This is a genomic window from Duganella sp., assembly GCF_039595735.1.
Classification (GTDB): Bacteria; Pseudomonadota; Gammaproteobacteria; order Burkholderiales; family Burkholderiaceae_D; genus Rugamonas.
On record NZ_JBCNLB010000001.1, the window covers coordinates 801059 to 822141 of the forward strand.

General features: G+C 62.1%; 19 protein-coding genes and 1 tRNA gene. 13 read left to right on the top strand and 7 right to left on the bottom strand.

What is annotated here, in order from left to right; translation table 11 throughout:
* The first annotated feature begins 59 nt into the window (after positions 1 to 59).
* The 5 genes from pepN to ABDW57_RS03765 all read left to right on the top strand — a co-directional run bounded on the left by pepN (position 60) and on the right by ABDW57_RS03765 (position 5724).
* On the top strand, positions 60 to 2702 hold the full coding sequence (gene pepN / locus ABDW57_RS03745) for an aminopeptidase N (protein WP_343728860.1): 2643 nt from the start codon (positions 60 to 62) through the stop codon (positions 2700 to 2702).
* Positions 2703 to 2724: 22 nt separating this feature from the next.
* Positions 2725 to 3729: a class 1 fructose-bisphosphatase gene (locus tag ABDW57_RS03750; protein WP_343728861.1), complete on the top strand. Its 1005-nt coding sequence runs from the start codon at positions 2725 to 2727 to the stop codon at positions 3727 to 3729.
* Positions 3730 to 3823: 94 nt separating this feature from the next.
* A tRNA-Thr gene (locus ABDW57_RS03755) sits at positions 3824 to 3899 on the top strand.
* A gap of 389 nt (positions 3900 to 4288) precedes the next feature.
* Positions 4289 to 5362, top strand: coding sequence for a type IV toxin-antitoxin system AbiEi family antitoxin (locus tag ABDW57_RS03760; RefSeq protein ID WP_343728862.1), 1074 nt, complete (start codon positions 4289 to 4291; stop codon positions 5360 to 5362).
* 50 nt (positions 5363 to 5412) lie between these two features.
* Positions 5413 to 5724 (top strand): hypothetical protein, encoded by a 312-nt coding sequence (locus ABDW57_RS03765; RefSeq protein ID WP_343728863.1) that lies wholly within the window; start codon positions 5413 to 5415, stop codon positions 5722 to 5724.
* Positions 5725 to 5763: 39 nt separating this feature from the next.
* Here the strand turns inward: ABDW57_RS03765 and lpxO are convergent, their stop codons facing one another.
* From lpxO to ABDW57_RS03785, 4 genes are all read right to left on the bottom strand, one after another.
* On the bottom strand, positions 5764 to 6663 hold the full coding sequence (gene lpxO, locus ABDW57_RS03770; RefSeq protein ID WP_343728864.1) for a lipid A hydroxylase LpxO: 900 nt from the start codon (positions 6661 to 6663) through the stop codon (positions 5764 to 5766).
* A gap of 165 nt (positions 6664 to 6828) precedes the next feature.
* Positions 6829 to 7413 carry a hemerythrin domain-containing protein gene (locus ABDW57_RS03775; protein WP_343728865.1) on the bottom strand — a complete coding sequence of 195 codons (585 nt, stop codon included), beginning with the start codon at positions 7411 to 7413 and terminating at the stop codon, positions 6829 to 6831.
* Positions 7414 to 7499: 86 nt separating this feature from the next.
* The gene (locus ABDW57_RS03780; RefSeq protein ID WP_343728866.1) at positions 7500 to 7823 is read right to left on the bottom strand and encodes a YkgJ family cysteine cluster protein; all 324 of its coding nucleotides are present in this window, start codon (positions 7821 to 7823) and stop codon (positions 7500 to 7502) included.
* Between the two features lie 39 nt (positions 7824 to 7862).
* On the bottom strand, positions 7863 to 8912 hold the full coding sequence (locus tag ABDW57_RS03785) for an FUSC family protein (protein ID WP_343728867.1): 1050 nt from the start codon (positions 8910 to 8912) through the stop codon (positions 7863 to 7865).
* 119 nt (positions 8913 to 9031) lie between these two features.
* On the opposite strand from ABDW57_RS03785, the gene ABDW57_RS03790 reads away from it, so the two are divergent.
* A complete protein-coding gene (locus tag ABDW57_RS03790; protein ID WP_343728868.1) occupies positions 9032 to 9919 on the top strand; it encodes a LysR family transcriptional regulator in 888 nt (295 codons plus the stop codon).
* Between the two features lie 21 nt (positions 9920 to 9940).
* Positions 9941 to 11200: an aminotransferase class V-fold PLP-dependent enzyme gene (locus tag ABDW57_RS03795; protein WP_343728869.1), complete on the top strand. Its 1260-nt coding sequence runs from the start codon at positions 9941 to 9943 to the stop codon at positions 11198 to 11200.
* Between the two features lie 2 nt (positions 11201 to 11202).
* Here ABDW57_RS03795 and ABDW57_RS03800 read toward each other — a convergent pair whose 3' ends face one another.
* Positions 11203 to 11445: a hypothetical protein gene (locus ABDW57_RS03800; protein ID WP_343728870.1), complete on the bottom strand. Its 243-nt coding sequence runs from the start codon at positions 11443 to 11445 to the stop codon at positions 11203 to 11205.
* Between the two features lie 87 nt (positions 11446 to 11532).
* On the opposite strand from ABDW57_RS03800, the gene ABDW57_RS03805 reads away from it, so the two are divergent.
* The 4 genes from ABDW57_RS03805 to ABDW57_RS03820 all read left to right on the top strand — a co-directional run bounded on the left by ABDW57_RS03805 (position 11533) and on the right by ABDW57_RS03820 (position 19228).
* On the top strand, positions 11533 to 12207 hold the full coding sequence (locus ABDW57_RS03805; RefSeq protein WP_343728871.1) for a hypothetical protein: 675 nt from the start codon (positions 11533 to 11535) through the stop codon (positions 12205 to 12207).
* A gap of 18 nt (positions 12208 to 12225) precedes the next feature.
* The gene (locus ABDW57_RS03810; RefSeq protein ID WP_343728872.1) at positions 12226 to 12885 is read left to right on the top strand and encodes an energy transducer TonB; all 660 of its coding nucleotides are present in this window, start codon (positions 12226 to 12228) and stop codon (positions 12883 to 12885) included.
* A gap of 228 nt (positions 12886 to 13113) precedes the next feature.
* Complete coding sequence (locus ABDW57_RS03815) at positions 13114 to 17535, top strand: YDG domain-containing protein (RefSeq protein ID WP_343728873.1); 4422 nt, start codon at positions 13114 to 13116, stop codon at positions 17533 to 17535.
* A gap of 40 nt (positions 17536 to 17575) precedes the next feature.
* Positions 17576 to 19228, top strand: a complete 1653-nt coding sequence (locus ABDW57_RS03820; RefSeq protein WP_343728874.1) for a ShlB/FhaC/HecB family hemolysin secretion/activation protein — start codon at positions 17576 to 17578, stop codon at positions 19226 to 19228.
* 5 nt (positions 19229 to 19233) lie between these two features.
* Here the strand turns inward: ABDW57_RS03820 and ABDW57_RS03825 are convergent, their stop codons facing one another.
* Together ABDW57_RS03825 and ABDW57_RS03830 are read right to left on the bottom strand one after the other, a co-directional pair.
* Positions 19234 to 19419, bottom strand: coding sequence for a hypothetical protein (locus ABDW57_RS03825; RefSeq protein ID WP_343728875.1), 186 nt, complete (start codon positions 19417 to 19419; stop codon positions 19234 to 19236).
* A gap of 40 nt (positions 19420 to 19459) precedes the next feature.
* Positions 19460 to 19870, bottom strand: coding sequence for a response regulator (locus ABDW57_RS03830; RefSeq protein WP_343728876.1), 411 nt, complete (start codon positions 19868 to 19870; stop codon positions 19460 to 19462).
* A gap of 193 nt (positions 19871 to 20063) precedes the next feature.
* Between ABDW57_RS03830 and msrA the strand changes: the two genes are divergently transcribed.
* Entirely contained in the window at positions 20064 to 20567 is a 504-nt protein-coding gene (msrA, locus tag ABDW57_RS03835; protein ID WP_343728877.1) for a peptide-methionine (S)-S-oxide reductase MsrA, read from the top strand.
* Positions 20568 to 20674: 107 nt separating this feature from the next.
* A complete protein-coding gene (locus tag ABDW57_RS03840; RefSeq protein ID WP_343728878.1) occupies positions 20675 to 21073 on the top strand; it encodes a DUF1842 domain-containing protein in 399 nt (132 codons plus the stop codon).
* The last annotated feature ends 10 nt before the right edge of the window (positions 21074 to 21083 follow it).

Below are 21083 nucleotides of genomic sequence, written 5' to 3' on the forward strand. Positions count from 1 at the left end.
TCGGCCGACGCCGGTATTGGTAAAATAAGCCTTTGCCTCCGTCCACTCAGAGCCGACCAATGCGCACAGACAGCAGCCCCACGACGATATACCGCAAAGATTACACCCCGCCTGCCTACTTGGTGGACACCGTAGAACTGGGCTTCGACCTGGCCCCGGCGCGCACCGTGGTGGCCAACCGCATCACGCTGCGCCAGAATCCGGACGCCGCCAGCCACGACATCGTGCTGCACGGCGAAGAGATCGAGCTGGTGCAGTTGCGCCTGAACGGCCAGCAGCTGGGCGAGGGCGACTACGAGCTCAGCCACGCCACCCTGACCATCCGCAACACACCGGCCGAGGTGGTGCTGGAAATCGAAACCACCTGCGCACCGGTGGAAAACACCACGCTGTCCGGCCTCTACGTTTCCAACGGCAATTTCTTCACCCAGTGCGAAGCCGAAGGCTTCCGCCGCATCACCTTCTTCCCGGATCGCCCGGATGTGATGGCCAAGTACACCGTGATGCTGCGCGCCGACAAGGCCGCCTATCCGGTGCTGCTGTCCAACGGCAACCTGGTGGAGCAGGGCGACCTCGGTGACGGCCGCCACTACGCCAAGTGGGAAGATCCGTTCAAGAAACCTTCCTACCTGTTTGCATTGGTAGCTGCCAAATTGGTGTGCCAGGAGGAGAATTTCAAGCTGGCCGATGGCCGCGACGTGCTGCTGCAGGTGTGGGTGGAAGAGGGCAACCTCGACAAGACCGACTACGCCATGCAGTCGCTCAAGAATTCGATCCGCTGGGACGAGCAGCGCTTTGGCCTGGAGCTGGACCTGGACCGCTTCATGATCGTTGCCGTGGGCGACTTCAACATGGGCGCGATGGAAAACAAGGGCTTGAACATCTTCAACACCAAGTTTGTGCTGGCCAATCCACGCACCGCCACCGACATCGACTACGCCGGCATTGAAGCCGTGGTCGGCCACGAATACTTCCACAACTGGACCGGCAACCGCGTCACCTGCCGCGACTGGTTCCAGCTGTCGCTGAAAGAAGGCCTGACCGTGTTCCGCGACCAGGAATTCAGCGCCGACATGATCGGCACCGACAGCGGCCGCGCCGTCACCCGCATTGACCAGGTGCGCACCCTGCGCCAGGCCCAGTTCCCGGAAGACGCCGGCCCGATGTCGCACCCGGTGCGGCCCGACTCCTTCGTCGAGATCAACAACTTCTACACAGTGACCGTGTACGAAAAAGGCGCGGAAGTGGTGCGCATGTACCAGACCCTGCTGGGCCGTGACGGCTTCCGCAAAGGCATGGACCTGTACTTCGACCGCCACGACGGCCAGGCCGTCACCTGCGACGACTTCCGCGCCGCCATGGCCGACGCCAACGGCCGCGACCTGACCCAGTTCGAACGCTGGTACTCGCAAGCCGGCACGCCGGTGGTGACCGCGCGCACCCGCTACGACGCCGTCAAGCGCAACTTCGACATCATCCTGTCGCAGCGCGGCCAGCCGGAGCAGCAGCCGTTCCACATCCCGGTGGCGGTGGGCCTGCTGGGCGCCAACGGCAAGGATCTGCCGCTGACGCTGGAAAACGGCAAGCACGACAAAGGCGCCACCACGGTGGTGCTGGAGCTGACCGAACAGGAGCAAATCTTCCGCTTCCGCAATGTCGACGAACGTCCGACCCCATCCATCCTGCGCGACTTCTCGGCGCCGGTGATCCTGGAATACGATTACACCGACGACGAACTGCTGCACCTGTTCAGCCACGACAGCGATCCGGTCAACCGCTGGGAGGCCGGCCAGCGCCTGGCCATGGAGCGCCTGCTCAAGCTGACCAAGCAGGTGGCCGCGCACGGCGCCGCCAACCTCAAGCTCGACAACACCTTCATCGACGCCATGCGCGCCGTGCTGACCGACGAAGCGCTGGACGCGGCCTTCCGCGAACTGGCGCTGATCCTGCCATCGGAAACCATTATTGCCGAGCAGATGGACGTGGTCGATCCGCAAGCCATCCATGCCGCGCGCCAGTTCATGCGCCGCACCATCGGCGCCGCGCTCAAGGATGAGCTGCTGGCGCAATACCACGCCAACCAGACGCCCGGCGACTACAGCCCGGACGCGCTGTCGGCCGGCAAGCGCGCGCTGAAAAACCTGTGCCTGTCCTACCTGATGGTGGCGCCGGAACTGGCCGAGCTCAAGCTCGCGCAACAGCAGTTTGAAAACGCCTCCAACATGACCGACCGCTCGGCCGCGCTGGTGTCCATGATCCACAGCGGCGCCGAAACCGGCCCGTACCTGAAAGCCTTCTACGACGACTTCGCCAACGAAGCGCTGGTGATCGACAAATGGTTCGCCATGCAGGCCTCGGCGCCGACCACCAACGTGGCGGCGGTGCGCAAGCTGATGCAGCATCCGGCCTTCACGCTGAAAACGCCAAACCGCGCGCGGGCGCTGATCTTCAACTTCACCAGCGCCAACCCGTCGCAATTCCATGCGGCCGATGGCAGCGCCTATGAATTCTGGGCCGAATACGTGATCAAGCTCGATGCGATCAACCCGCAAGTGGCAGCGCGCCTGGCGCGCGCCATGGACCGCTGGCGCCGTTATGCGCCGGCGCTGCAGGCCAAGATGAAACAGGCACTGGAAAAAGTCGCCAAGCGCAAGCTGTCGAATGACGTTTCCGAAGTCATCACGAAGGCTCTCGCCAACTAATTACAATCAACCAAGGGTACACATGAAACGAGTCAGTCTTACGCAATACCTGGTGGAAGAGCAGCGCCTCCACAACAACATTCCGGCAGAGCTGCGCCTGCTGATTGAAGTTGTCGCGCGCGCCTGCAAAACCATCAGCCACTCGGTCGGCAAAGGCGCGCTGGGCGAAGTGCTCGGCTCCGCCGACACCGAAAACGTGCAAGGTGAAGTGCAGAAAAAGCTGGACATCATCTCCAACGAAATCCTGCTGGAAGCGAACGAATGGGGCGGCCACCTGGCGGCCATGGCATCGGAAGAAATGGAGTCCATCCACCCGATTCCGAACCGCTATCCAAAAGGCGAATACATGCTGCTGTTCGATCCACTGGACGGCTCGTCCAACATCGACGTCAACGTCTCGATCGGCACCATCTTCTCCGTGTTGAAAGCGCCGGAAGGCATGGGGCAGCCGAGCGAAGCGGACTTCATGCAGGCCGGCTCCAAACAGGTCGCCGCCGGCTACGCCGTGTACGGCCCGCAGACCATGCTGGTGCTCACCACCGGCAACGGCGTCAACTGCTTCACCCTGGACCGTGAGATGGGTTCGTGGGTGCTGACCCAGCGTGGCATGCAGATCCCGGCCAAGACCAAGGAATTCGCGATCAACATGTCGAACCAGCGTCACTGGCATCCGCCGGTGCAGCGCTACATCAGCGAACTGCTGGCTGGCGACACCGGCCCGCGCGGCACCAACTTCAACATGCGCTGGATCGCCTCGATGGTGGCGGACGTGCACCGCATCCTGAACCGCGGCGGCATCTTCATGTACCCAGCCGACCTGCGCGACACCTCGGTGCCAGGCAAACTGCGCCTGATGTACGAAGCCAACCCGATGGCCTTCATCGTTGAGCAGGCGGGTGGTGCGGCGACCGATGGCAAGCAGCGCATCCTCGACATCCAGCCGACCAAGCTGCACCAGCGCGTGCCGGTATTCCTGGGCTCGCGGGACGAGGTGGCGGTGGTGACCGCTTACCACCAGGAAGCCTAATCCGCAGAAAGCAATGTGAAAATTGCAACTAGACCAAAAATTATGGTTTTAGGGCTGGTTGCAGTGAAGGTTCTTTGTTAGAATGCGGGTCGTCGCCGCTGTAGCTCAGTCGGTAGAGCAGCGCATTCGTAATGCGAAGGTCACCAGTTCGATTCCGGTCAGCGGCACCAGAACTCAGCATTAAGCAGTTTCAAAAAATCTCAAAACCCGCTTTTCTCATAGGAGAAGCGGGTTTTTTGTTGTCTGCGCAAATTTGAGGACGCGCCGATGCATGTAAGCTGCTGAGGGCCAGCATCGTTCCCAAGCCGAAGAAGAAAGCGGAACGTGCCCTCTGCTACGCGCTTGGCATCTTCGTCGATGAGCGTCGCACGCGAAAGCGGCATAGCTACAACACTTCACGTTGGCGCGTCGGAGGGTGTACAGGATCGTTTTGATTTTCCATCTTTTCGCTCAAATTTTTCAGATGTTCACGTTTCGTGAATACTTTTAATTCTTGAATATTCTGGCGGATCTTCATGGAATATAAAAATTCACGGAGCGTGAACTTGAAGAAAATTGAATGAGCAACGATCACTATTTGACGCAATCAAAAGGGATAAAAGAATTGCTGCTGGCGTTATCGCTGAAAGCGCTAGCTGAAATCACACCGCTGTACGCCTCAATCATTGACTACCAGCCGCAGCGCGGACCAAGCTACCAAGCAGATGCCGCCATAGAACTCCATTCTGAAGATAAAACTTTTCGATATCTTGTCGAATGCAAAACCAAGGTTGATCGACGAGCTGTACTTGACCAGATCAACGAACGCCAACGAAGGATGGTCGAGCCGCTTCTCTTGGTGACAGACTACCTGAGCAGGGATCTCGCCAATCACTGCCGCTCCATTGGCCTGCAATTCATCGATACGCATGGCAATGCATTTCTCCGTGTTCCAGGCCTCTTTGTCTTTGTGGCTGGTGAGAAGCGTCAGACGACGCACCACTTCTCAAAGCCAGCTAAAGGTCTAACCGGTCAGGCCGCCCTGCGCGTCGTACTCGCTCTGCTCACGCAACCAGAGCTTTTGAGGGCGCCATTCAAGGAAATTGCCAACTGGGCGGGCGTTGCCGCAGGATCGGCATATAACGTTGTAGACGATCTGGAGCAACGCGGCTACGTGTCCAACTCAAAGTCTGGCCGGCGTGTATTAGAGCGTGATCGACTCATCGACGAATGGATAGCCAACTATCCTACCGCTCTTCGCACAAAACTCAACAGCCGTCGCTTTCGCCCACAAGACCCCTTCTGGTGGGAGCGCTTTGCCTTGGACCCCAAGCAAGCATCGTGGGGCGCAGAAGTCGCGGCAGCCAAGATGCTCACACATCTAAAGCCTTCGACCCAGACTATCTACGTCGCCCCGGCGGCAATGTCAGAGGTCATAGACGCATTGGTGAAGCTCGCGCGACTCAGGCCGGATCCATATGGTAGTGTCGAACTGCTTGAGAGATTCTGGTCGCCGGCAATCGAAATTGAGCCTGGGCTCGCTCCTCCCTTGGTTGTCTACTCTGACCTCTTGGCCATGCTTGAACCCAGAGCCAAAAATACCGCATCCTTGATTTGGGAGAAATACTATGGCTCTGCGAACCATTCCACATGATCGCCCCATCGATCCGATCACGATAGAGATTCTGAAAGAGGTGGCCACCGTTGCTGGACGCCGAGGCATCGACCATTTGGTTACTGCGAACCTACACTGACGCTGGGAACGGCGATCGTGTCTACGAAATTGATGGGGTAGTACAGGCCGCTGACTACGACCCAGATATCGCCGGGGGATACCTGCTTGCCCTCGACATGCGCCGGCTGGCTAGCGAAGATACTCTTAATCAGCTGAGGAAAATCCTCAATGAAGACCTTAACAAGCTGGCGACTGAAATGATGAGGGCGCAGCGCCACGCGGAAAATGTACAAGAACTGGTGACAACTTACCTACAACTTCTTCTGCGTGGACTAAGCTAAGCAGGATACATCCTTGAACACTAGCTGCCAGGCTGACCTCTACAGCAAGATAATCAATCCCGCCAGACCAATAATCAGCCCCGCCTTGGTGACCTGATAGGCGGTCTTATTCCAGGCCTTGTAGCGGCGCCGGTACCGCCCCATGACGTAGGAGATCGTAAACAGTTTGCTGATCAGGCCGACCTGGTCACCGGTTTCGTTCGGGGAACTGGCAGCCGTCATGAGTGTACGCCCCAGCCAGCGGTTGACCGCCTGCGCCCAGCGAAAACGCATCGGCCGTTCTATATCGCAGAACAGGATCACGCGGTTGGTCTCGCTGCCGTTGATGGCCCAGTGGATATAAGTTTCGTCAAAGATCACGCTCTGGCCATCGCGCCAGCTATGGCGCTGGCCATCGACTTCGATGAAGCAGCGGTCGTCGTTCGGCGTCACCAGGCCGAGGTGATAGCGCAGCGAGCCGGCATAGGGGTCGCGGTGCGGGTTGAGCTTGGCGCCGGGCGGCAGCTCGGCAAACATCGCTGCCTTGACGGACGGAATACCGCGCAGCAGTGCCACCGTCTGCGGGCACAGGCGCTCCGCGGACGGGTGGCCGGCACCGTACCACTTGAGGTAGAACCGCTTCCAGCCGGTTTTAAAGAAAGAATTAAAACCGGCATCGTTGTTCTGCTCGGCTGCCTTGATTTTTTGCAGCGCCAGCAGGTTCAGCGCCTCGTCCCGGATGACTTGCCAGTTCTGCTGCAGCGGCGCCAGATCCGTCCAGGGCTCTGGCGGCAGAAACGGCTTCGACGGCACCCGCGACAATAGCTGCATGAACAGGTTAATCGGCGCCATGAACGACGAGTGATCGAACAACTGCCGCATAAAAGGCAGACGCACTTTGCCGCGAAAATGGACGTGCAAAATGCAAATTAGCAGGAAACCCACTGCGACATACTTCATAACTGATACTCCCAAAACCGCGCTCGCAGACATTGATGAATTGTTCATTGTACTGTCGTTCGCCGATGGGCGCAGCGCCCCCTTTGGATGAGCCTAATCGCTGGAGGGGAGGGCGTTGCGTTTTTGGTCCTGGTATCAGAGAAATAGGCGGTTTTCCTCCAGGCGTCATGCCGGCTTGGCTTTCCTGGTCAGCAGCGTGGCTGCTGTGAGGGCGCCGAGGATGCCCAAGGCCCACGCCGCGGTGCTGCCGGAGAAGCCGACGGCGGTGTCGATCGCCAGCTTGCCGGCCTTGGGACCGACCAGTTCGATTCGGCGCCTGGTCATTTCCGCCCCCAGCTCGCTTAGCCGGTCCTTGCTCAGCAGGCGCTCCGCGTGCGGCAGCAGCACGGTTTCTTCGTCGGCCACGTGATGGATGACGTCGCGCATCAATTCTTGCAACAGCTGATCGTGGCGCACGTCGCCTGGCGGCGTGGCGCGCAGTTCGCTGATGAGGCGGCGCATTTCATTGTGTTCAGGAACGCTCTTGAGCAGCACCGGCTCGCCGTTATCGATGCTGCGCATGGCGGGGTAGAAGATTTCTTCCTCCAGCGTGGCGTGGATTTCCAGGGCGCTGGCAATGGTGTCGGCCAGCGCTTTCTTGACTTTGGGCGTGGCACCGACAGTGTATTGGTGGAAAGTGACCAGCACGTGCGAGTGGTCGAAGCGGATCATGTCGGTAATGGTCGGGCTGAGCTTTTTGAGCGCAAACATACGAATCTCCTGGCGGGTTGACTGCTGGGAGTTCCATCTTATCGGCGCCGCCCGCCGGCTCGCGTAGGAGGACGCCGATTTGTTTGTCAGACCGCGACGCGTGTGCCGTTCGACAGGCCCGCCAGCTCCCGCGCGCGCAGACATTGCTGGGAGCCGGCCTCGCATTCGCGGCAGGTGCTGGAGCGCAGGGGGTAGATGTTGCAGCTGACCGAGCTGCCGACTTCGCCATCCAGGCAGGCGCAGCGGACCGGCGTTTGCAGCGTGCCTTTCATCGCCACGTGGTAGGGTGAGATCGGCGTGACCAATTCTTGCGGCACGCTGCCCTCGGGATGCAGCGTGGTCTCGCTCCAGTAAAAACTGACTCTGAATACGGCACAGCACGCACCGCAGGATTGGCAGTCTAGCGACATGGATAGGCGTGAATATCTTCGACGCCTGGGATTCTACAATTATTTGCGCAAGCGATCCATCAGCGGCCACAGGGTCAGTGTGGCGGCCACGGCGATGGCGCTGCCGAGCAGGTTGTTCTCCAGCCGCGCCAGGGCGTAGTTGTATTCGATTGCCGGCATCGCATAGTCGGCCACCAGCACGAACGATGGCGTGAGGAAGGCGACAAACACGCTGTAACCTACCGGACGCAGGGCCATCGTCAAGCCGATCAGCGGGAACACGGCCAGGGCGATTTCCAGCGGCGTTTGCGCCAGCGCGCCGATGGCGACGGCAATCAGGGTGCCGATCACGGTGCCGACTGCGCGCTCAAGGCTGCGCGGCAGCGTGCCGGCCGCCGACGGTTGCAGGATCAGCAGCACGGCCATTGTGGCCCAGTAGCCGCAAGGCAGTTCCAGCTTGTGCACCGCCAGGTAAGCCGCCGTGGTGGCGATGCCGAGGCGCAGGGCGAAGTGCACGCCGTCGCTGCTCAGGGAGGCGTGTGCGCGCAGTTGCTGCAGGGCCGTGCGTACGCTGTGGCTTGCCGCTTGGTGCCAGTGATTGTTGTGACGTTCAGGCGCGGCCGGGCGCAGCTGCCAGATGGCCATGCTCAGCGTGGTGGCGAACAGGCAGCCCAGCAGGTACAGGCCAAGGTAGGCGTAGCCGCCGGCGCCGCCCGCCGTTGGATGGTCGACCATCACCACGCAGGCGGTGGCGGCCAGGATGGCCACCTGATACGGCGCGTCGCCCCAGATGCGCGTCAGGCCAGCCATGGTGACGAAGCCGAGGATAGTCAGCGCACCGGCGGTGGCGCCAAAGCCGGCCGCGTAAGTGGTCAGCAAACCGCCCAGCGTGGACAACATGGTGAACGACAGCATCGACGCCAGCCGGCTGCGGCTGCCGTGCGGCGCGGTGGCGAGCGAGGTCCAGAAGGCGCCGATGGCGGCCCAGGAGAAATCCGGCACATGCAGCATGCAGCCCACCAGCAACATCAGGGCGGAGGCCGAGGCGGCGCGCATGCCGTCCATCAGGTTGGCTTTGGCGGCGGTGGTGGTGAGCAGTGTCTTGAACATGATGATGACAGTTTAAGAAAGCACGGCCGCTGAATCCAATATTTCGTGGTAGTCTCTTTAAGACGAAAAAGATATCGAAAACTGCTTCGATTGCGGTTTTTTTAAATGAGAGGATCAGCATGGAATTTCGCCAGTTGCGCTATTTCCTGGCGGTGGCAGAGCATCTGCACTTCACGGTGGCGGCGGAGCGGCTGGGCATCGCGCAGCCGCCTTTGAGCCAGCAGATCATCAAGCTGGAAAGGGAGATCGGCACCAAGCTGTTTGTACGCCATCCGCGCCGGGTGGAGCTGACCGAGGCCGGCGTGATTTTCCGCGAGCGCGCGCAGCGTGTGCTGGACGACGCCAACGACGCGCTGGAACACGTGAAGATGGCGGCGCGTGGCGAGAGCGGCAATCTGTCGATCGGCTTTGCCGGGTCGACGGTGTTTCATCCGGCGGTGGCGCGGCTGCTGCGCAAGTTCCGCGAAGCGTATCCGGGCGTGAAGATCCGCACGGAGGAAAGCAACAGCGTGGCGCTGCTCGGCAAACTGGCGGACGCGCAGGTCGATTGCGCCATGGTGCGTTTGCCGCTCGATTGTGGTGAGATGAAGGTGACGCCGCTGGTGCAGGAGAAGATGATCGCGGTGCTGCCGACAGGTCATGCGCTGGGCCGCCGCCGCAATATCGACCTGAAGCAGCTGGCCGGCGATCCCTTCATCCTGTATCCGCGCGCGATCAATCCCGAACTGCATGACGCCATTATCAGCGCCTGTCGCGTGGCGGGCTTCTCGCCCAAGATCGAGATGGAGTCGCCGCAGATTTCGTCCAGCGTGAATATGGCGGCGGCCGGCTTCGGCGTGGCCATCATTCCGGAATCGATCGCGCAGTTCCAGGTGGAGGGGGTGACCTACCAGGACATCAGCAACAAGGATCTGGGCACGGCGATTGCTTTGATTACGCGGCCGCGCGAAAAGTCGGTGACGGTGAATCATTTCACCGATCTGGTGCGGCATTTCCATCGGCGCTGAACACATTAGGGGAGTGGATGCATGAATGAATACCAGGCGAACCGGCGCAAGCTACTGGGCGCGGCGGCGGGATTGACGGCGCTGGCGGCGCCCGGCGCGTTTGCCGCGCCGGCCAGCGATGCGGACTGGGAGCGCATCGCGCAGAGCTATGACGTGGCCAGTGACTTCATCAATCTGGAGAACGGTTACTATGGCGTCATGGCGCGGCCGGTGGCGGAGGCGTTCAAGCGCAACATCGATTATCTGAACCGTTACAGTTCTTTCCATCTGCGCCGGCAGTTCGACAATGACGGCATGGAGCAGATCCGCGCGCAACTGGCGCGGCACACCGGCGTGCCGGCCGACGAACTGGCGATCACGCGCGGCGCCACCGAGTCGCTGCAAAACCTGATCTGCAATTACCGCCTGCTGAAGCGGGGCGACACCATCATGTACTGCAATCTGGATTACGACGCCATGCAGTATGCGATGAACGATCTGGCGCAGCGCCATGGCGCCAGCGTGGCGCTGGTGCAGATGCCGGAGCCGGTGTCGCGCCAGGCCGCCATCGACGTGTATGAAAAGGCGATGCGCCAGCATCCGCGCACCCGGCTGCTGCTGCTCACCCACGTCAACCATCGCACCGGTTTCGTGCTGCCGGCGGCGGAGATCATCAAGGTCGCCAGGTCGCGCGGGATCGATGTGATTGTCGATGTGGCGCAATCGTGGGGGCAGCTGGATTACAAACTGCCGGATCTGGGCGCGGATTTTGTCGGCGCCAATTTGCACAAGTGGGTCGGCGCGCCTTTAGGTACGGGCTTCCTGCACATCCGCAAGGAGCGGTTGGATGCGATCGGGGTGGAGCGCGGCGATGAGGACTATGCGGCCAGCGACATCCGCTCGCGCGTGCATTCAGGGACGGTGAATTCGGCGGCGCTGATGACGATACCTGCGGCGCTCAAACTGCATGAAGAAATCGGCGTCGCCAATCGCGGCCGCCGCTTGCGTGAGCTGCGCGACTACTGGGTGCACCGCGTGCGCGACCTGCCTAACATCCAGATACTCACCCCGGATGATGCCGGCAGCTACGGCGCGGTGACTTCCTTCCGGCTGCTCGGGCAGACCTCGCCGGAGGCCAACGTGGCGCTGGTGAACCGCCTGATGGAGCACTACGGCATCTTCACCGTGATGCGCAAAGGCCCGGTCGGCGGCGCCTGCATCCGCGTCACCCCCGGCCTGTTCACCCGCACCACCGACCTTGACAAACTGGTCGCCGCTCTGCGCGACCTCGCCGCCGGCTAGCTTCAGTAATCCGCCAGCCTGGCGCGGTCGACTTCGACCAGTTGGTCCAGGCGCAGGGCTTCGCCGGTGCTGAGGGTGAGGTAGTCGGCACCGTCTTTGGCAAAGACGTCGGTGATGACGGCGCGGCGGGTTTGCAGCTGGCCATCGGCATCGCGGAACTGGATGTCGGTGGCCTGCCGCCTGGTGGCGTGCACTTCCAGCAGGTCATGGAAGTCGCAGCTGATGGGTTGGTAGTCCTTGGTCATGAGGTCCTCTTACTGATGAGTAGTGCGCGGCGATATTGCCAGATGATGTAAATTAATTTTATAACATCATTGAAGGGGTATGTGCCGATGAAATATCACACCACCGTGGCAGCCATGATGCTGGCTGCCTTGCTGGCCGCTTGCCACAAGAAAGAAAAGGTCGAGGAACCCGCACCTGCAGCCGCCCCGGCCACCGCCACGCCGGCGCCGCCAGCCGATCCCGCCACGCTGACGCCCGAGCAGCAAAAGCAGGCGGAGAAGAAAGCCTTGCTTGATTACGGCGTCATGGAAGACAAGTACATCAATGATCCACGCGCCCAGTGGGCTACGGACGCCAAGGCCAGCTCGGTGTTTGGCGACGAGAACGGCCGCAAGCCAAGCGATTCCAATCTGCCGGCCCGGGCCACCGGACCCGCCGATGGCAATCAGTGGACCAACAACAGCACCGACAGGGGCTTTGACTGGCTGGAGCTTAGCTATGCCACGCCGGTCAACGCCACCGAGGTGCGCGTGGTGATCGGCGGCGGCCAGGGTGTGGAGGCCATCAACAAGGTGGAACTGCAGGACACCGACGACAAATGGCACACCGTGTGGGAAGGTCTGAATGACGTCAAGCGCGACCAGCGCGGCAACCGCACCTGGTTCGTGCGCAGCTTCGACAAAACCGCCTACAAGGCCAAGGGCGTGAAGATCACTTTTGCCAATAATGTGCAGCGTGATTACAAAGTGGTTGATGCGGTGCAGCTGGTCGGCGACAAGTAAGCGCGTTATGATCGCAGCATGAACAAGAAATTGCTTGCCGTCACCGCCGGTGCCGTGGCGTTTGCCGCGCTTAATCTCGGCAGCCGTGCCGCCCAGTCCGGGCCGGTGTCCATTCCGCTACAGGCACTGGTCACTCCCGCCACCTGTCTGCAGCCGCAATGGCCGGCCGAGGCGCGCCGCTACGAAATCGAAGGGGTGACCACCATTCGCTTCGAGATCGGCGCCGATGGCAAGGTTGTCCGGCCCGTCATTGCGCGCAGCAGCGGCTGGCGGATCCTCGATGACGCGGCAATCCACAGCATTGCGCAATGCCAGTTCCAGCCCAACCTGGACGCTGCGCGCGAGGGCACGGCGTTCCCGCTGCAATATGTCTGGAAGCTCGATGGGGCAGCGCCGTCGCGCCCGCTGCTGGTAGACGGCAGCTGTCAGCCGTCTGAGCGCTTCAGCGCCTTCCGCGAAGCCGATCCACGCCCGAGCGGCAAGGATGGCATCCTGCTGCGCTTCCTGCTTAACGCCGAAGGGGTGCCGGTGCGGGTGGTGGCCGAAGCCGGCGGCCAGCCGCCAGAGCTGGCCGCGCAGGCGGCTGCCTATGTGCAAACTTGTCGCTTCGCTTACGATCCGGCGCGCACCGGCGAGCGCACCGATACCGCCTACGGCCGGGTATTGCTGCAACCCTGATGTGTAAATCCAACGCTGCATGCCGATTTTTCGGTGTTGGCGTACAAAAACACCGGCCTCTTCGGTAAAATTGGAATTGCTTTACAGAAATCAATTCCTCACCCGGTGACGCTCAACCTTCGCGCACCCGTCCCCTGCAGCCCCGCTCCTTGCTGCCTCATATCCAGCTGGTCTTTCACGTTGCCGTAGGCGACGCTGCATCCGGCGACATCGTTGCAAGGTAGTGTCATGAACCGAATTTTCAGCATTGTGTGGAATGCCGCCCAAGGTGTGTGGCAGGTTTGTTCGGAACTGGGCGGCACGCGTGGCAAGGCCACTAGCAGCCGCGCGCTGCGCCGTGCCATGCTGGCCGCTGCCGCGGCGATGACGCAGGCAATGGTGTGTGCCGCGGACTTACCCACCGGCGGGGTGGTCACCGCCGGCCAGGCCAGCATCGCGCAGCTGGGGAATAGCATGACCATCAACCAGTCGGGCGCCAGGGCGGCCATCGACTGGAACAGTTTTTCCATCGGCAAGGGCAATACGGTGCAGTTTGTGCAGCCATCGGCCAGCGCGGTGGCGCTGAACCGCGTGGTGGGCAGCGATGTGTCGCAGATTCAGGGGGCACTCAAGGCCAATGGCCAGGTGTTCCTGCTCAATCCTAACGGCGTGCTGTTTTCGCCAAGCGCGCAGGTGGAGGTGGGCGGCTTGCTGGCGTCGACACTGGCGCTGAGCAATCAGGATTTCATGGCCGGTAACTATCGCCTGCAGGGCGCCAGTGCCAACGCGGTCATCAACCAGGGCAATATCCGCGCTGCGGCAGGCGGTACGGTGGCGCTGGTGGCGGCGCGCATCATCAATAGCGGCGAGATCTCGGCCGAGCGCGGCAATGCGCTGCTGGGTGCCGGCAGCGAGGTGCAGCTGGACCTGGGCGGTCCGGTCAAGCTGCAGGTGCAGCGCGCTGCCCTGGATGCGCTGATCGAGAACAGCGGCGCGGTGCGCGCCGATGGCGGTCATGTGCTGATGAGCGCAAGGGCCGCCGGCGATCTGGTGAGCACGGTCATCAACAATACCGGCGTCGTGCAGGCCCGCACGCTGGCCACCGGCGAACAAGGCCAGATCCTGCTGCTGGGCGATATGCACAACGGCCGCGTGGACGTGGCCGGTACGCTGGACGCCAGCGCCGCACACGGTGGCGACGGCGGCTTCATCGAGACCTCGGCCGCCGAAGTCGCCACCTCGCGCGTGTTGCGCGTGGATGCCGGCTCGGTGCAGGGCCAAGGCGGCCACTGGCTGATCGATCCCTATGACTACACCATCAACGCCACGGCCGCCGGCAATATCAACAGCGCCCTCAACGCGGGCACCAGCGTGACGGTCACCACGCAATCGAACAACACCAGCTATGGCGCGACCGCCAGCGGCACCGGGAACATTACCGTGGCCAGCGCCATCACCAAGACCGCCGGCGGCGCGGCCACGCTGACCCTGCGTGCTGATCGCAGCATTACTGTCAACAGCGATATCAGCGCCAGCGCGGGCAAGCTGGGCATCACGCTGAGCGCGGCCAACGCGGCGGGCGCCACCGCCGGCGGCGTGGATATCAACGCCAACCTGAATTCCAACGGCGGCAATATCCTGATCGGCGGCGCCAATGGCACCACCACCAATGGCATTGGCTATGCGCTCAACCATGGGGCCGGCACCGCCGCCGTGATCGTCGAAGCCAACAAAAGCATTCTGTCGAATGGCGGCAATATCGTCATCAATGGCAAGTCGCTGACCGGCTCGAACAGCGGCAGCTATTCCGGCGTGAGCGGCGGGGTGTACATCAAGTCGGGTGCCACCATTTTGTCCGGCACCGGCAATTTGTTCATCACCGGCGAGAGTACCGGCGGTGTGAAGACGTTTGGCGTCGGTTTTGAAGGCAATTCCGGCACCCTGACCACAGTGGGCAGCGCCACCGGCGGCGGCGCCATGCTGCTGAATGCGGTGAACTCCACTGCGGGCTACAGTGCGTCCGTACGCGATGAGGGCGCGATTGGCCTGGTGTCGTACGGCAGCCGCGCGCGCATTGCATTCCAGGGGCCGTCGGTGGCGGCCTGGCTGGTGTTTGTGAATGGCGCACCGCAGTTGTCGGCTTATACCCAGGCGCCGCAGTTGAGCGACTGCGCCTCGCCGTATCCGAATTGCGGCACGCTGGTGATTCCCGGTTCAAACAACAGCTATCTGTACGCGACATATCAGGCGGTCAGCATGTCGACCCAGCCTATTTATGTGATTCAGAGCGGCGCCGGCAGCAAGACGTATGACGGCAGCAATGTTGCCACCGGCTTGAGCTTTACCACGCTGGGCGGGCCGGGCGGCTTTGCGGTGTCCTCGTTGTCGCCATCGGTCAGCTATACCACGACCAGCAAGAACGCCGGCAGTTATGCCAGCCTGACGCCTGGCGCTTCCAATCCGTCCAGCTATGTGAATGGCGGCACCACCTATGCGGTCGGTTATTTCAATACTGGCAGCTATACCATTACGCCGAAGACTTTGACACCGCTCGCCACCAGCAAGGTGTATGACGGTACCACCACCGCAGCGGTGAGCGCCAGTGGTGTCGTGTCAGGTGACTCGGTCACGCTGAGCGGCAGCGGCGCGTTCGGCAGCAAGAATGTCGGTAACTATACGGTCAATATCAGCGGTATTACGCTGGGTGGTGCGGATGCCGCCAACTACACGCTGTCCAGCAGCAGCGCCAGCGCGGCGGCCAGCATCGCGCCGCGCACGGTCACGCTCAATGCCAGCAAGACCTATGACGGGGCGGCGGATTTGAGTGGCGTGGTCACTCTGGGTAATCTGGTCGCGGGCGAGGATTTGTCGTACAGCGGCGCGACTGCTAATAGTGCTCACGTGAGCGGGGCCAGCTATGTGAGCGCGATTACGCTGGCTGATGGCGCCAGCGGACTGGCGGCCAATTACGCCTTGCCAGGTTTGTCCGCTTCCAGCGCCAGCAATGTGGCGTCGGTAACGCCCAAGGCGTTGACCTTGACCGGCATGACGGCTGGCGACAAGACCTATGACGGTAATACGACTGCGGTGTTGAGTGGCGGTTCCTTGACTGGCCTGGTGGGTTCCGAGAGTGTGAGCTTCTCCGGACAGACTGGTACGTTTTCGGATAAAAATGCGGGAGCTGGCAAGGCGGTGAGCGTGTCCGGTCTGGCGCTGGTCGACGGTACTGGCCTGGCTTCGGATTACAGTGTCGCCAATCCGGTTGGGGTGACGGCAGCCATTACGCCGCGTGCGGTGACGGTGTCCGGCATCACGGCGACTGACAAGGCATATGATGGTAGCGCCACTGCACCGCTGGATACCAGCGGCGTGGTGCTGGCGAATCTGGTGAGCGGTGATCATGTGAGCGTGAGTGCTACTGGCGCGTATGCGGATGCGAATGCTGCGAGCGGCAAGCTGGCCACCATCAGCAGCACGTATGGTGGTGCGGATGCCGGCAATTATGTGTTCACGGACCAGGCGAGTGTGCTTGGGAATATTACGCAGAAGTTGTTGAGCGTGGTTGGTTTGGCGGCTGCGAACAAGGTGGAAGATGGCACCACGACGGCGACCTTGACCAGCGGCGGCACGGTGAGCGGGATTGGTGCGGATGATGTGCATCTCGACAGCAGCGCTGCGTCGGCTGATTTTGTGCAGAGTACCGCAGGGACGGCGGTTACTGTTAATGTGACCGGGCTGGCGCTGACTGGGAATGATGCGCATAACTACAGTATTGCAGGGACTGCGGTGACCAGCGCGGATATTACTGCGGCCACGCCAACCCCGACGCCAACGCCGACGCCAACGCCAACCCCGACGCCAACGCCGACGCCGACGCCAACGCCAACGCCAACGCCAACGCCAACGCCAACGCCAACGCCAACGCCAACGCCAACGCCAACGCCAACGCCAACGCCAACGCCAACGCCAACGCCGACGCCAACGCCGACACCAACGCCGACGCCGACGCCGACGCCGACGCCGACGCCAACGCCGACACCAGCGCCAACGCCAACGCCAACGCCAACGCCAACGCCAACGCCGGCCCCGACGCCAACGCCAGCGCCAGCGCCGGCACCAACGCCAACGCCAACGCCAACGCCAACGTCAACGCCGACGCCAGCGCCGACGCCGGCACCAACGCCAGCACCAACGCCAGCACCGACGCCGGCACCGACGCCAGCGCCAGCGCCAGCGCCAGCGCCGGCTCCGACGCCAGCGCCAACGCCGGAACCAACGCCAGCGCCAGCGCCGGCTCCAACGCCAACGCCAACGCCAACGCCAACGCCAACGCCAACGCCAACGCCAACGCCAACGCCGGTCCTGTCGGCACAGCCGTCGCCGTTGCCGGCCGCGGTCTCGGCGCAAGCCGCGACTCCTATCGTGCAAGGTGGGATAGCACCGGCGTTGCCGTCACTGAGCGTAGGGGGGCTGAACTACACCGCCGTTGGCGACACCGCTGACACGGCGGGCACTGGCAACAGCAACCGCCTGCCTGCCACGCAGGCGCTGACTGCCGGCCGTGACGTCAAGTTCCTGAGCGTATTCGTGGTGTCCGGCGGCATCCAGATGCCACGCGCCGCCGCCCCTGACATCAGCACGGCATCTGTAGCGACAACCGACAACAAGTAACGCTACAATTCATTCCTATCAGACAGCGTTGAAAGCCGACATGAAACCAGCTTTGACTTTTCTGACTACCGCCACCGCGCTCTGCATCGTCAACCCGGTGCAAGCGCAACAGCGTCCCGACGCTGGCCAGCTGTTACAGGAAAACGGCCCGCGCGCCTTGCGCGAGCCCGTCCCTGCAGCGGCGCTGCCGCTCACCACCCCGACGCCGCCACCGCAAGTAGCGCCCGGCGGCGTAACGGTCACGCTGAAACAGATTGCCATCACCGGCAACACCTTGATTTCGCAGGACGAACTGCTGCGCGCCTTGGGCCAGGTGCAGGGCAAGACCTATGACTTCGCCGGCCTGAACGCGCTGGCAGATAGCATCTCAAACCACTACCGCGCCGCCGGCTACCCGTTTGCGCGCGCTTACCTGCCGCAGCAGGACCTGCAGCAAGGCAGTTTGCGTATCGAAGTGCTGGAAGGCCGCTACGGCCAAATTACCGCGCACGGCGATCCCGGCTTGAGCGCACCGGGCCAGCGCTTCCTCTCGCCACTGAAATCCGGCAGCGTGATTGAAAGCAGCGCCCTGGAACGCGTCACCCTCATCCTGGACGACCAACCCGGTATCAAAAGCATCCCGGTGGTGCGCCCTGGCCGCGACGTGGGCACCGGTGACCTTGCCGTCGAAATACAGCGCGACCACCGCTATGCCGGCGAGATTGGCATCGACAACGACGGCAACCGCTACACCGGCCGCAACCGCGTGCACGTCAACCTCGACATCGACAGTCCGCTCACGCTGGGCGACCAACTGGTCATGCAAGGCATGTACACTGACGAGCAAATGTGGTTTGGTGCGGTGAGCTACGCGTTGCCGCTGAACGCCCACGGGCTGCGTGGCCGGATCGGCTACACCCATTCCTACTATGCGCTGGCCGACAGTTTTGCCGCGCTGGACGCCACCGGCACCGCCGATGTAAGCAGCGCTGGCCTCAGTTACCCGCTGGTGCGCTCGCAGCGCTACAACCTGACCCTGTCCGGTACGCTCGAACACAAGCGCCTGCACGACCGCCAGGGCGCCACCGATAGCCGCAGCGACAAGTCCAGCAACAGCTTGCCGCTGACGCTCAACTTCGATGTGCGTGACACCCTGCTGCGCGGCGGCGTGACCTACGGCGCCGTCAGCTGGACGCCCGGCCGCCTTCAGCTGGATGCCGACCTGGCGCCGTCCGATGCGCTCAGTGCCCGCACGGCAGGCCACTTTTCCAAATGGAACCTGGACCTGGCGCGCATCCAGGCGCTCACCTCCAGCCTGGATCTGTATGGTCGTGTATCGGCCCAACGGGCCAGCAAGAACCTGGATTCATCGCAAAAATTCGGTCTGGGAGGGCGCAATGGCGTGCGTGCCTATCCGAGCGGAGAGGGCTATGGCGACAGCGGCGCGCTGGCGCAGGTCGAACTGCGTTATGCCGCTGGCGCCTTCGTCCCCTATGTGTTCTTTGACGCCGGCCGCGTCACCATCAACCGCGCACCGTGGACTGGCGACGCCAACCACCGCACGCTGGCGGGCGGTGGCGCCGGGCTGCGGTATGCCAGCCGCGTCATCAGCGCGTCGGTCTTGCTGGCATGGCGCACGCACGGCGGGGCGCCGCGTTCGGAGCCGCAGGACGGCCAGCCCATGGTCTGGGTCAACGCCGCCTACCAGTTCTGAAGGGACTAGCGCAAGTCGGCCGCGCGGCGCTTGTCCGGTTCGCTCAAGACGCGGGCGATCACCGGCAGCGGCACGCCGGCATCCATGAGAAACTCGGCCGCCGCTTCGCGGCCTTTTTCTTCTGCCATGGCAATACCGGCGTTGACTGCGACCGCTTTCACGCGGTCGGGACGGGTGCGTCGTTCGATCATATGCCACCTCCTGTCTGATCCACGACAGTATCATACCTGCCTACGAGGCGGCGGCTGCGATCAGTTGTTCGCGTTTTTCCATGGCGTTGCGCACGGCCGCCAGGATGCGGTCGAGGTTGGCTGGTTTGATGACGTGCTCGTCAAAGCCGGTGTCGATGACGCGCTGGCGGGTGAGCACATCGCCCCAGGCGGTGAAGGCGATCAGCGCCACCTGGTCGAAATCAGGCACGGCGCGCAGGGCCGCCGCCACCTGGTAGCCGTCCATGCCGGGCATGCCCAGGTCGAGCAGGATGGCGTTTGGCTGGAAGGTGCGCGCCGCTTCCAGACCGGGCAGGCCGGCATAGGCGACAGCGGTTTGATAGCCGTGCAGTTCCAGCAGCTCGGCGGAAATGTCGGCTGCTTCGGTGTTGTCATCGACAACGAGAATACGTTTGTTGGTGGTCTGGTCCATAATATGGAACGAAGTAATAACGTGACGTTCGGCTGGGTCCAGGCCGGAATGAGGTGACGCGGCAGGGAAAGGGCACGCGAGCAGGAAATCAGAAATTTCCCATACTCAATTATAGTGGGATTTTTCCGGCTTGCTTGAAGAAATCTGCTGTTGTCTCCAAATTGCCTACAGACATTTAAAAAAGGAAGCGACGATGACCACCACCACCGAGAAGGCCATCCTGGCCGGCGGCTGTTTCTGGGGCATGCAAGACCTGATCCGCAAGATGCCGGGCGTGAAGAGCACGCGCGTGGGTTACAGCGGCGGCGATGTGCCGAATGCCACCTACCGCAATCATGGCACCCATGCCGAGGCGATCGAGATCGCATTCGATCCGGCGCAGCTGAGCTACCGCAAAATCCTGGAATTTTTCTTCCAGATCCACGATCCGACCACCCGCAACCGCCAGGGCAACGACATCGGCAGCAGCTATCGTTCAGCCATTTTTTATGCCAATGAGCAACAAAAAGCCACGGCGGAAGACACCATTGCCGACGTCAATGCCTCCGGCCTGTGGCCCGGCAAAGTGGTGACGGAACTGGCCCCGGCCGGCCCGTTCTGGGAGGCCGAACCGGAGCATCAGGACTATCTGGAGCGCATTCCCAACGGCTATACCTGCCATTATGTGCGTCCGGACTGGGTGCTGCCCAAGCGTTAAAACCGTTCCAAAACAGTGACTTAGCAAACGGAAGGTATTCGGAAGGTAAGTTTTGCATGGCACGCCTAAAGTGAAGGCCTTGTTACCGCTTTCACGTTAGGAATGCCATGAGCCAGTTATTTGCCGCCGTCTACGAAATCTCCAGCGCCACGGTCGGCCGCCCGTCTTTGCGCCTGAACCTGGTGGTCAATCGCGACAATGCCAGCGTGCTGGGCGCCGCCACGCTGGAGACGGTCACCGGCGATGTCTACGAAATGCCGGTGCGCGGCCATCACATGGAAATCGAGGGCGACGAGCCGCTGCAAGCCATCGTGCTGGCTGGCACGCCGCCCGTGTTTTCTGTCCTGGACGAACAACCGTCATCTTTCCAGATGTTAATGGTTTTGCCTACCGCATGGAAAGAAGGCCAGGCTTGCTACAAGATGAGTTTTGGCAAGTTGTACCCGCGCGTGATCGACGTCCGCGACGGCCGGGCGCGCGCCGTGCTGCCGGAGGCCGCTTACTAGGGGCGTGGCC